Here is an 11,570-nt window from a genome sequence, read left to right on the forward strand (position 1 = left end):
AAGTCACCGAATCGGTGCGGTCGGCGATCTGCGGCGAGCCGGTGCCGTTCGGATCGAATCTGCTTGGGGTATCGGTGAGCGTGGGCGTCGCAGTGCGTGAGCCGGGGGAGCCGAGAGACCGGCTGATTCAGCGCGCCGACGCACTGATGTACCGAGACAAGGCATCCCGAACCACCTGAGGTCGATCAGAACAGTACGAGCCAGACGGCAACCAGGTGGCAGGTTGCCGCCAATACCGTTGCCGCGTGGAAGAACTCGTGATGGCCGAAGGTCGTCGGCCATGGATTCGGCCACTTGGTGGCGTACAGCACGGCCCCGATGCTGTAGAAGACTCCGCCCACGAGCAGCAAGACGAACGGCGCGTAGCCGACGTGGTCGATCAGCGTGGGTGCGACCGGGACGATCGCCCAGCCGAGGAGCAGGTACAGCGGTACCCCGACCCAACGGGGAGCGGTGGGCCACAACATCTTCAGGGCTACCCCGGCGAGGGCCCCGGCCCATACGACGACGAGCAACGTGCGTCCGGTCGAGCCGGGGAGACCCAGCACGGCGAACGGGGTGTAACTCCCCGCGATGAACAGGAAGATCATCGAATGGTCGGCGCGCTTCATCCAGATCTGCGACGCCGTGGTCTTCCAGTGCACGCGATGGTAAGTGGCGCTGACCCCGAACACGCCGCAGACGGTGATGGAATACACGCTCACGGCCACACCCGCACTGACCGAGACCATGCTGAACGCGAGCGTGACGAGAGTGATCGCGCACACCACCGCCACGCCGAACGCGTACAGGTGAATCCAGCCGCGCATACGCGGTTTGACGGGTATCTCGTCGAGTCCGAACATCGTCATGTCGATTGCCTCCCGTGTCGCCGCCTTGAACCTACGCAACCGTAGGTTCTGACGCTACTGTACCGGCGACCGCCTCGCAGACGTCGGCGTAAGGTGATCCTTCGTGGTGATGAGAGCAGCGGTGACGGGGCAGTGGTGACGAAGCAGTGGTGATCATTCCGCAGAAGGTCCGCGGCGTTCTCTACAACGTGTACGAGCGGCGTCTGCTGAGCCAGCTCGAAGGCGTGCAGCACCCGCGGCACGTTGCGGTGATGTGCGACGGCAATCGCCGCTGGGCTCGCGAGAACGGGTTCACCGACGTCGCGCACGGGCACCGCATGGGCGCACTGAAGATCGCCGAGATGCTCGGCTGGTGTGACGCAGCCGGAATCGAGATGGCGACCATCTACCTGCTCTCCACCGAGAATCTCCGCCGCGACGCCGACGAACTGGATTCTCTCCTCGACATCATCACCGACGTCGTCGAGGAGATCTGCGGACCCGAGATGAACTGGGGCGTCAAACTCGTCGGCACCCTCGATCTGCTGCCCGCGTCGACCGCGCGTCGACTCAAGGAAGCGGCTGCGCTCACCGAGGGACGGTCGGGAACACACGTCAACGTTGCCGTCGGATACGGCGGTCGGCAGGAAATCGCCGACGCCGTGCAGTCCCTGGTGACCGAGAAGATCGCCGAGGGCGTCAGCGGCGACGAACTGGTGGCCTCCATCAACGTCGACGAGATCGGTAGCCATCTCTACACCTCCGGCCAACCCGATCCGGACCTCGTCATCCGCACCTCGGGCGAACAGCGACTCTCCGGCTTCCTGCTGTGGCAGAGCGCCTACTCGGAAATCTGGTTCACCGAGGCCTACTGGCCCGAATTCCGACGCGTCGACTTCCTGCGGGCGCTGCGTGACTTCGCGGCCAGACACCGTCGGTTCGGTATCTGAGCTCTACAACTTACGAAGCCGCAGCCGGTTGATCGCATGGTCGTTGTCCTTGCGCAGCACCATGGTCGCTCGCGGTCGCGTCGGCAGGATGTTCTCCACCAGATTCGGCAGGTTGATCGAATGCCACAGATCCTCGGCCGCGATCTGCGCGTGGTCGTCGGACAGGCCTGCGTAGTGGTGGAAGTGCGAGGACGGGTCGGTGAACGACGTCTTGCGCAACGCGAGAAAGCGTTTGACGTACCAGCTCTCGATGTCCTCTATTCGCGCGTCGACGTAGATCGAGAAGTCGAACAGATCCGAGACCATCAACCGTGGTCCGGTCTGTAATACGTTGAGCCCCTCCACGATCAGGATGTCGGGCTGCCGGACCATATGGTACTGGCCCTTGACGATGTCGTACGAGACGTGCGAATAGACCGGTGCGCCCACCTCTTCGGTCCCTGACTTGACCTCGGTGACGAATCTGAGCAGCTTGCGCCGGTCGTAGCTCTCGGGAAATCCTTTGCGGTGCAGTATGCCTCGACGCATCAGTTCGGCCGTCGGGTACAGGAATCCGTCGGTGGTGACCAGATCGACCCGCGGATGGTGGTCCCACCTGGCCAGGAGCGCCTGCAGCACACGGGCCGTCGTCGACTTTCCGACGGCGACGCTTCCCGCGACACCGATGACGAACGGGACCTGACGGTCGGGGTGCTTCTCGCCGAGGAACGTCGCGGTCGCGGCGAACAGCCGTTGCCTGGCCGCGACCTGGAGGTGAATCAGTCGTGCGAGCGGTAGGTAGACCTCGGCCACCTCGTCGAGATCGATCTGTTCGCCCAGACCACGCAGACCGACGAGTTCTTCCTCGGTCAGTACCAACGGCGTGGATTGACGCAGCGTGCGCCACTGCACACGGTCGAACTCGACGTACGGACTGGACTCGCTCACGCACGACTCCGACCAAAATCGTTCCGCAGGCTCCACTCTTGCCACATCGGAGCTGCAGAGGGTTCGGCTGAGCTCCTGTCGAGCGCGAGTCGCATGGTTCCAGATTGTGCTCGGTGCCGGTCGATCGCGCACGGGCGGGGTCGTTCGCCGTACTAGGGTTCGGTTATGGATGCTTCTACCCTGGTTCGCGAATACCTGTTGCTGGGCCTGAGTTTCGACCGGCTCGAAGACGGTTTCGTCGACGCGTACACCGGCGATCCCGAGTTGCGTCGTATCACCGAGAACGCCCCGGCCCCCGAGCCGCGTGAGCTGATCCGTCGAGCACAGACACTGCGCGCCGAGCTCGGCAACGTCGATCTGACACCCGAGCGCACGACGTTCCTCGACGTCCACCTGCGGGCACTCGAATGCTCGGCGCGCAAGTTCGCAGGCGAGGACATCGGCTTCGTCGACGAGGTCCACGCCTACTTCGACGTCCGAATCTCCGCCGGTGATCAGGACCAGTACCTGCAGGCACACCGCAAGATGGACGAGGTTCTCGCCGGTCCCGGGTCGCTCGGCGAACGGTTGATCGCGCATCGCCGTGCCGACGTCATTCCGGCCGACCGACTGCAGGACTGCGTCGAGGCGTTCTCGTCCGCGCTGCGCGACCGCGTCCGCGCCGAATACACGCTGCCTGACACCGAGAAGGTCACCTACGAGGTCGTCGGCGACAAGCCGTGGTCCGGATTCAACTACTACCTCGGCGATTTCCAGTCCACCGTCGCCATCAACTCCGACATCGAGCAGCAGATGGCCAATCTGCCGCACCTGATCGCGCACGAGTCCTACCCGGGTCACCACACCGAACACTGCCGCAAGGAGACCGGACTGGTCGGTGCGGGCCAACTCGAGCAGACACTGTTCGTGGTGAACACCCCGCAGTGCCTGATGGCCGAGGGGTTGGCCGATCACGCGCTCGGTGCCGTCGTCGGCGAAGGCTGGGGCCTGTGGGCTCAGGAGATCTACGCCGATCTGGGGCTGCGATTCGACGGCGAGAAGGCCGAGCGTCTCGCGGCCGCGTCGAGCCGGCTGTTGGGGGTGCGGCAGGACGCCGCGTTGCTGCTGCACGATCAGCACAAGAGCGAGGACGACGTGGCCGCCTACCTGGAGCGATGGTCGTTGGCATCGCCGCAGCGCGCCCGGCACAGCCTGCGGTTTCTGTCCTCCCCGCTCTGGCGGGCGTACATCAGCACCTACGTCGAGGGTTACAAGCTGCTCGCCGGCTGGCTGGACCGAGGTGAGACGGCCAGTGAGCGCGCGCAACTGTTCGGCAGGCTGCTCGACGAGCCACTGACACCCGGTGCACTGCGCGTCTCGTAAACTGGCCTGGCCCCCTTTATTCTGCTGTCCCTTGGAGACTCCTGTTATGACTGACGTCAACAACCTGTCACTGGCCGAACTCGATCCCGAGGTCGCCGAAGCGATGGCCGGTGAGCTGGGGCGTCAGCGCGACACGCTGGAGATGATCGCCTCGGAGAACTTCGTTCCCCGCGCGGTGCTGCAGGCCCAGGGCAGCGTCCTGACCAACAAGTACGCCGAGGGCTACCCCGGCCGCCGCTACTACGGCGGCTGCGAGCACGTCGACATCGTCGAGGATCTCGCGCGCAACCGCGCCAAGGAACTCTTCGGTGCCGAGTTCGCGAACGTGCAGCCGCACGCCGGAGCGCAGGCCAACGCCGCGGTCCTGATGGCACTGATCAACCCGGGCGACAAGATCATGGGCCTCGACCTCGCGCACGGTGGCCACCTCACGCACGGCATGAAGCTCAACTTCTCGGGCAAGCTCTACGAGGTCGAGTCCTACGGGGTGTCGAAGGAAGACCACCGGATCGACATGGACGAGGTGCGCAAGCAGGCCATCGCCGCCAAGCCTCAGGTGCTCATCGCCGGTTGGTCGGCCTACCCGCGTCACCAGGACTTCGCCGCGTTCCGCTCCATCGCCGACGAAGTGGGCGCACTGCTCTGGGTCGACATGGCGCACTTCGCCGGACTCGTCGCCGCAGGCGTGCACCCCTCACCCGTGCCGTACGCGGACGTCGTCTCCTCCACCGTGCACAAGACCCTCGGCGGACCCCGCTCCGGCATCATCCTGGCCAAGAAGGAATGGGCCAAGAAGCTCAACTCCGCAGTGTTCCCCGGCCAGCAGGGCGGCCCGCTGATGCATGCCATCGCCGCCAAGGCCGTTGCGTTCAAGATCGCTGCGACGCCCGAGTTCAAGGAACGCCAGGAGCGCACCCTCCTCGGTGCATCGCTGCTCGCCGAGCGTCTCACCGGTGCCGACGTCGCAGACAAGGGTGTATCGGTCCTCACCGGCGGCACCGACGTGCACCTCGCACTGGTGGACCTGCGCAACTCGGAAATGGACGGCCAGCAGGCCGAGGATCTCCTGCACGAGGTCGGCATCACCGTCAACCGCAATGCAGTGCCCTTCGACCCGCGCCCGCCGATGGTCACCTCCGGTCTGCGCATCGGCACCGGCGCACTGGCAACTCGCGGATTCGGCGAAGCCGAGTTCACCGAGGTCGCAGACATCATCGCCACCGCCCTGGCCACCGGTGAAGCCGGCGATTCCCTCAAGGAGCGCGTCGTGAAGTTGGCACAGAGCAAGCCACTCTACGAGGGCCTCGAAGACTGGGGACTGCTCGGCTGACGCTGGGCTCTTCTGCAGATTCGCCCACCCCGGTCCGCGTGCACCCTCGTTCGCGTCAATGGACCATTGCAGCGCTCAGACGTCTGCAGTGGTCCATCCACACCGGCCGCCGATCTGCGTGAATGGACCGTTGCACCGCCCAGACGTATGCAGTGGTCCATTCACCCAACCTCGGTGGATCAATGTGGCTTTCAGTCGATCCGAGTGCAAGGAAGTCGCATTGATTCACCCCGGGGGAGGGCACTTTCGGCACCGGTCGGCCGGCGACCTGGGGCGATGTCGACGTAACGCGTTGTTCACCGACACGCCAGACTTCCAGCGAGCCGATACCCGATTTCGGCGGTACCGTCGGCAGTAACAGGCAGCGGGGAAGCTACCTGTGCGGGAGGTTCTGATACGTGACTGAGCTAGTGAGCGCGAGAGGGCCGGTACCCGGTCCTCGTGTCACCTGACACATCGGACCCGACCGGCCGAGCGACAGAGTTTGCGCGGTGCCGCGCAGACGTAGGAGCCCCACGTGACCACTTCACGCTCCGTTTCCGCCCCTCTTCGGACATTCGTGCTCGACACCTCGGTCCTGCTGTCGGACCCCTGGGCAGTCATCCGATTCGCCGAGCACAATGTGGTACTCCCGCTGATCGTCATCAGCGAGTTGGAGGGCAAACGCCACCATCACGAACTGGGATGGTTCGCGCGGGAATCCTTGCGCATGCTCGACGACCTGCGCGTAGAATTCGGTCGACTCGACCAGCCGGTTCCCATCGGAACCTCCGGTGGCACACTGCAAGTCGAGCTCAATCACACCGATCCTTCGGTTCTTCCCGTCGGATTCCGCACCGACTCCAACGATTCTCGTATCCTCGCCTGCGCCCTGAATCTGGCGGCCGAGGGCAAGGACGTGGTGTTGGTCAGCAAAGACATTCCGTTGCGCGTCAAGGCCGGTGCTGTCGGTCTCCCCGCCGACGAATACCACGCTCACGACGTCGTTCCCTCCGGTTGGACCGGCATGACCGAGCTCGACGTACCGTCCGATGCGGTCGACACGCTGTTCAACGACGGTGTCATCGACCTGGCGGAGGCGCGAGACCTGCCGTGCCACACCGGAGTTCGACTGCTTGCCGGACGGCAGAGTGCGCTGGGGCGCGTCACGCCGGACAAGCAGATCCAACTCGTTCGCGGTGAGCGTGAGGCGTTCGGTCTGCACGGTCGTTCGGCGGAACAGCGCGTGGCGCTGGATCTTCTGCTCGACGAGAGCATCGGCATCGTCTCGCTCGGCGGAAAGGCAGGCACCGGTAAGTCCGCTCTGGCGCTGACCGCCGGACTCGAGGCCGTTCTCGAACGTCGCTCGCATCGGAAAGTCGTTGTCTTCCGGCCTCTCTACGCCGTCGGCGGCCAGGAGCTCGGCTACCTCCCCGGTAGCGAGAGCGAGAAGATGGGCCCCTGGGGTCAGGCGGTATTCGACACCCTCGAAGGGCTCGCGAGCCCGGAGGTGATGGAGGAGGTCATCGCCCGCGGAATGCTGGAAGTGTTGCCGCTGACGCACATTCGTGGTCGATCGCTGCACGACTCCTTCGTCATCGTCGACGAGGCACAGTCACTCGAGCGCAACGTGCTGCTGACGGTTCTGTCCCGGCTGGGTTCGGGCTCACGCGTCGTACTCACCCACGACGTCGCTCAGCGAGACAACCTCCGCGTCGGACGTCACGACGGCGTTGCCGCAGTGATCGAAAAGCTCAAGGGACACCCACTTTTCGCGCACATCACCCTCACCCGCAGCGAGCGTTCACCGATCGCTGCACTGGTGACGGAAATGCTCGAAGAGTTCGGCCCGTCGGGAGCCTGACCCCCCTCGTGAGCGGAACCTCGTAGCCCACTACGAGGTTCCGCTCACCTGGGTCACCGGCCCACGACGACCCGGAAGATGCCTCGCACAACACCTTTCAGGAAGTCGACGGTGTCGAAGTAGTCCCGCCACACGGCTATTCTGCCGTCGCGCAGCTCGAAGGTTCCGCACACCCAGAACTCGATTCGGAGTCGCCGCCAGATCAGGACGTCGGTGCGCTCGGTGAGCACGACATTCCCGTCGGCCGCGATGTTGTGCACGATCACGTCGAAGCCGAACGCAGGTCTGGCCAGCATCGCCATGAACTTGCCCACGTTCGCGCGGCCGCGCACCTTGGGCAACCCGACGTTGTGCCAGACGATGCGGTTGTCGAGCAGAGACATCGCGCGATCGGTGTCTCGACTTCGCAACGCGTCGAACAGATCCAGCACGGTCTCGGTTGCCTGCTGTGTCTCGGTCATTTCGTGAACCGCCCCAATCCATCGCCGTCGAAGAACTCGAGCGTCAGCGTATTCGCGTCGAACGTCGCTTGGGAAATGGTTCCGTCGGGCGCGTTCTCGCCGGTCGGCTCGAACGTGAACGTGTCACCGTCCCAGGGCGACAACTCGTACGACGTCGAGTTCGGTCCGAGGGACAACAGCAGCTCACCGTTGACCTCCGCCACCGTCGCCGGCCCCCAGTAACTGTTCTGGTACACCCCGGTGTACGACGCGAGAGGTTGTGGCGCTGTGGGATTCGCGGGAGCGGTCTTGCCCGCGAGCTCGCCTTCCGGTTCGCTCATGCCGGCGAACGCATTCTTGTACAGCGTTCGCCAGTCCTCCCGCACCTCACCGAACTGAACGAGGTCTGCGAACTCGGCGGTCACCGTTTCGGCGATACCGAGGGGCGCGGCGTTGGTCAGTACGACGATGGCGACGTCGAGCGACGGAATCCACAGGAAGTTGGTGCCTGCCCCGAGCGCGAACGCTCCCGAGTGGCTCACCGTCGTGCGGCCGGCCGCACTGGTGGAGACGTTGAATCCGTACCCGTAGTAGCCGGAGCGTGAGTCCGGCGTCGCCGACGGGCTCGACACGATCTGCGCACTGACGGCGGGCAGGAGGGCGTCGGGATCGACGATCTCTCGTCCGTCGTGAGTACCGTCGGTCACGAGCATCCTCAGCCACTTCGCGAGATCGTTCACCGAAGAGCTGACGCCACCGGCCGGGGTCTGTGCATCGGGTTCTCGCTGATACTTCGCCTGATACTCGCCGTCGACGAGAACGTGAGGTACGGCCCGGTCGGCCCGCGCGATGTAGTCCGCGAACGACGAGCTGGTCGAGGTCATGCCGAGCGGGCCGTAGATCGTGTCCTGGCTGAGAGTGTCCCAGTCCTCGCCCGACGCCGCAGCGACGGCCTCGGCCGCGGCCGTGATTCCGAAGTTGGTGTAGTGGTACGTCGACCGGAACGGGTCGAGGGGCACCTCCCTGAGGCGTTCGAGAACCTGGCGCCGGTCGTAGCCGAGGTCCTCGAGCAGATCACCGGCATGCTCGGGAAGCCCGCTTCGGTGGGCGTAGAAGTCTCCGACCGTGATGTTCTCCGTCACCCAGGGATCGTCGAGCGCGAACCACGGCAGCTGCGAGACCACCGGCGTAGACCAGTCGACCACGCCCGCTCCCACCTGGGACGCGATGACCGTCGCACCGACCGATTTCGACAGCGAGGCCAACTGGAACACCGAGTCGCCGTCGACGGGGTCGTTCTCACCCACCTCGCGAACGCCGAAGCCCTTCGAGTAGACGACGTCCGAGCCGTGCACGACGGCAATGGCCATACCGGGAATGTTCGACGACGCCATCAACTCCTCGGCGATGCCGTCGAGCTTGCCGACCGCCTCGTCGACGCGGCCGGTCGGAACATCGACGCCTGCGACCTGACCGGGGGAGAGGTCGCTGGGCGGCGCGGGCTCCGATGTCGGCGGACTCTCGGCGGCGGGTGTGTCGTTCGAGCACCCGACCAGCACGACCATCGAGCACACGACAGCAAGACACAGAAAATTTCGACCCGACCGCATCATGAGGAGTCCTCACGTCGATGACTGGATGCACCTGAGAATAGACCCGCGACGACCTGGCGTTAGGAGAATTCACAATGGTCAGGGGCACGGCGTCGGGCGCTCGGGCGTAGGCGCTACGGTTACCGCATGTCTACGAACCTGTCCGACGGTGATCTGCTGGTCCGTTTGGAGCCCGCGGTCGAAGAGAATCTACGACGCCACATCGAGGCAGCCAGCGACTGGCATCCCCACGATCTCGCGCCGTTCGACGAGGGCAAGAACTTCGCGTTCCTCGGCGGCGAGGACTGGACGCCGGAGCAGTCGCACCTCAGTGATGTCGAAATCCTGTCCGCAACGGTCGGCGTGTTGGTGGCCGACAACCTGCCCGCGTACCACCGTGAATTGGCTCACGCCCTCACCGGTCTCGGAGCCTGGTGGAAGTGGACCGGCCGATGGACGTCGGAGGAGAACCGACAGTCGATCGTGTTGCGCAACTTCCTGGTGCTGACCCGCGCTGTCGATCCGGTCGCCCTCGAGCGCGTTCGGATGGAGCACATGACGCTCGGATACGACGCCCCCAGCCAGCATCTGCTCGACATCCTCGCGCATTTCGCCATCGAGGAAGCCGCAGCCTCGCTGCGTAACCGCAACACCATCGCCCTCGGCAAGGATCCGGTGCTCGCCACCATCCTCGGCCGGATCGCCGACGACGACGCGCTGCAGTCGGCATTCTTCGCCAGCATCCTCGACGAGGCATTCGCCGTGGTGCCCGATCAGGCCGCTCGCGCCATCGCGGACCGGATCAACGGCTTCAAGATTCCCGAGGTCGACCTCCCGGACCGCGGCAGCAGCACCGCCGCGCTCGCCGAAGCCGGAATCTACGACGCCGACCAGGAACGCGACAAGGTGTTCAAGCCGCTGCTCGCAGGCTGGAAGATCTTCGACCGCACCGATCTGGGCGAGGACGGCCTGAAGGCACGCGAGGAACTCGCACACCTCGCCTGAGGTTCGGCCCCTTTCGAACGAACCCGCCCCCGGTTGGGATCAATGCGACTTTGTTGCAGTCAGAGTGACTGAAACCCACATTGATCCCACCGGGGGCGGGCTGTTTCAAGCGTCCGGCGGGGCGAACGGGAAAGCTAGTCCTTGACCTTCGCCATGGCGAGTACGTCGAGGCGCTTGTCCAGTTCGGCCTCACTGAGCTTGTCGCCGATCAGTCCGCGGTCGATGACCGTCTGACGGATCGTCTTCTTCTCCTTCAGTGCCTGCTTGGCGACGGCGGCAGCTTCCTCGTAGCCGATCGCGGAGTTCAGCGGCGTCACGATGGACGGCGAGGACTCGGCGAGGGTCTTGAGGTGCTCGACGTTGGCTTCGAGGCCGACGACACACTTGTCGGCGAACAGGACCGAGACGTTGGCGAGCAGCTTGAACGACTCGAGCACGTTGCGCGCCATCATCGGGATGTACACGTTGAGCTCGAATGCACCCGACGCGCCGCCGAATGCGACTGCGGCATCGTTGCCGATGACCTGAGCCGCGACCTGCGTAACAGCCTCGGGCAGAACGGGATTGACCTTGCCGGGCATGATGGAGCTGCCGGGCTGCAGGTCGGGGAGGGTGATCTCGCCGAGTCCGGTGAGCGGTCCCGATCCCATCCAGCGAATGTCGTTGGCAATCTTGGTCAGTGAGACCGCGATGGTGCGCAGTGCGCCCGATGCCTCGACGAGTCCGTCGCGTGCGGCCTGTGCCTCGAACGAATCCTTGGCCGCGGTGAGTGCGTCGATCCCGGTCGACGCAACCAGTGCGGCAACGACTTTCGGGCCGAAGCCGTCCGGGGCGTTGAGGCCGGTGCCGACGGCGGTGCCGCCGATGGGCAGTTCACCGAGGCGCGGCAGGGTGGACTCGACGCGTTCGATGCCTGCTTCGATCTGGCGGGCGTAGCCGCCGAATTCCTGACCGAGGGTGACCGGAACGGCGTCCATGAGGTGGGTGCGGCCGGACTTCACGACGTGCTTCCACTCGGTGGCCTTCACCACGAGAGCCTCGTGGAGGTGGCGCAGTGCGGGCACGAGCGACGTCACGGCGGCCTCGGTGGCGGCGACGTGCGTTGCCGTCGGAAACGTGTCGTTGGAGGACTGCGACATGTTCACGTGGTCGTTGGGGTGTACTTCGACGCCGGCCGCCTTCGCGATCGACGCGATGACCTCGTTGGCGTTCATGTTCGAGCTGGTGCCCGAGCCGGTCTGGAAGACGTCGATCGGGAACTGGTCGTCGTGCTTGCCGTCGGCGATCTCGG

Annotated in this window: 10 protein-coding genes; 5 read left to right on the forward strand and 5 right to left on the reverse strand. The window is 65.0% G+C overall.

Annotated elements, in window-relative coordinates; genetic code table 11:
• Positions 1-185: 185 nt before the first annotated feature.
• Positions 186-851, reverse strand: coding sequence for a PAQR family membrane homeostasis protein TrhA (gene trhA / locus A2J02_RS20535; RefSeq protein ID WP_068052828.1), 666 nt, complete (start codon positions 849-851; stop codon positions 186-188).
• Positions 852-997: 146 nt separating this feature from the next.
• Here trhA and A2J02_RS20540 point away from each other — a divergent pair, with 146 nt between their 5' ends.
• A complete protein-coding gene (locus A2J02_RS20540; protein ID WP_037191390.1) occupies positions 998-1,780 on the forward strand; it encodes an isoprenyl transferase in 783 nt (260 codons plus the stop codon).
• Positions 1,781-1,783: 3 nt separating this feature from the next.
• On the opposite strand, the gene coaA is transcribed toward A2J02_RS20540, so the two are convergent.
• Positions 1,784-2,707 (reverse strand): type I pantothenate kinase, encoded by a 924-nt coding sequence (coaA, locus tag A2J02_RS20545; RefSeq protein WP_037191653.1) that lies wholly within the window; start codon positions 2,705-2,707, stop codon positions 1,784-1,786.
• Between the two features lie 165 nt (positions 2,708-2,872).
• Here coaA and A2J02_RS20550 point away from each other — a divergent pair, with 165 nt between their 5' ends.
• From A2J02_RS20550 to A2J02_RS20560, 3 genes are all read left to right on the forward strand, one after another.
• The gene (locus A2J02_RS20550) at positions 2,873-4,069 is read left to right on the forward strand and encodes a DUF885 domain-containing protein (RefSeq protein WP_068052831.1); all 1,197 of its coding nucleotides are present in this window, start codon (positions 2,873-2,875) and stop codon (positions 4,067-4,069) included.
• Between the two features lie 46 nt (positions 4,070-4,115).
• Positions 4,116-5,399 carry a serine hydroxymethyltransferase gene (glyA, locus tag A2J02_RS20555; protein WP_068052834.1) on the forward strand — a complete coding sequence of 428 codons (1,284 nt, stop codon included), beginning with the start codon at positions 4,116-4,118 and terminating at the stop codon, positions 5,397-5,399.
• 517 nt (positions 5,400-5,916) lie between these two features.
• Entirely contained in the window at positions 5,917-7,242 is a 1,326-nt protein-coding gene (locus A2J02_RS20560; protein WP_170945933.1) for a PhoH family protein, read from the forward strand.
• Between the two features lie 53 nt (positions 7,243-7,295).
• On the opposite strand, the gene A2J02_RS20565 is transcribed toward A2J02_RS20560, so the two are convergent.
• Together A2J02_RS20565 and A2J02_RS20570 are read right to left on the reverse strand one after the other, a co-directional pair.
• Positions 7,296-7,703: a limonene-1,2-epoxide hydrolase family protein gene (locus A2J02_RS20565; RefSeq protein ID WP_068052837.1), complete on the reverse strand. Its 408-nt coding sequence runs from the start codon at positions 7,701-7,703 to the stop codon at positions 7,296-7,298.
• On the reverse strand, positions 7,700-9,292 hold the full coding sequence (locus tag A2J02_RS20570; RefSeq protein ID WP_068052848.1) for a serine hydrolase: 1,593 nt from the start codon (positions 9,290-9,292) through the stop codon (positions 7,700-7,702). The genes A2J02_RS20565 and A2J02_RS20570 overlap by 4 nt, the downstream gene beginning before the upstream one ends.
• Positions 9,293-9,421: 129 nt before the next feature.
• On the opposite strand from A2J02_RS20570, the gene A2J02_RS20575 reads away from it, so the two are divergent.
• Positions 9,422-10,279 carry an acyl-ACP desaturase gene (locus A2J02_RS20575; RefSeq protein ID WP_068052840.1) on the forward strand — a complete coding sequence of 286 codons (858 nt, stop codon included), beginning with the start codon at positions 9,422-9,424 and terminating at the stop codon, positions 10,277-10,279.
• A gap of 134 nt (positions 10,280-10,413) precedes the next feature.
• Here A2J02_RS20575 and A2J02_RS20580 read toward each other — a convergent pair.
• Positions 10,414-11,570, reverse strand: a 1,157-nt coding sequence (locus A2J02_RS20580) for a class II fumarate hydratase (RefSeq protein WP_068052844.1), incomplete at its 5' end; no start/stop codon positions are given.

It is taken from the genome of Rhodococcus sp. EPR-147 (assembly GCF_001647185.1).
Lineage (GTDB): Bacteria > Actinomycetota > Actinomycetes > Mycobacteriales > Mycobacteriaceae > Rhodococcoides.

What these genes read in the sequence shown, in the direction of transcription:
- trhA (WP_068052828.1), bottom strand. Translation starts at nt 851, where the DNA reads ATGACGATGTTCGGACTCGACGAGATACCCGTCAAACCGCGTATGCGC.
- A2J02_RS20550 (WP_068052831.1), top strand. Translation starts at nt 2,873, where the DNA reads ATGGATGCTTCTACCCTGGTTCGCGAATACCTGTTGCTGGGCCTGAGT.
- glyA (WP_068052834.1), top strand. Translation starts at nt 4,116, where the DNA reads ATGACTGACGTCAACAACCTGTCACTGGCCGAACTCGATCCCGAGGTC.
- A2J02_RS20565 (WP_068052837.1), bottom strand. Translation starts at nt 7,703, where the DNA reads ATGACCGAGACACAGCAGGCAACCGAGACCGTGCTGGATCTGTTCGAC.
- A2J02_RS20570 (WP_068052848.1), bottom strand. Translation starts at nt 9,292, where the DNA reads ATGCGGTCGGGTCGAAATTTTCTGTGTCTTGCTGTCGTGTGCTCGATG.
- A2J02_RS20575 (WP_068052840.1), top strand. Translation starts at nt 9,422, where the DNA reads ATGTCTACGAACCTGTCCGACGGTGATCTGCTGGTCCGTTTGGAGCCC.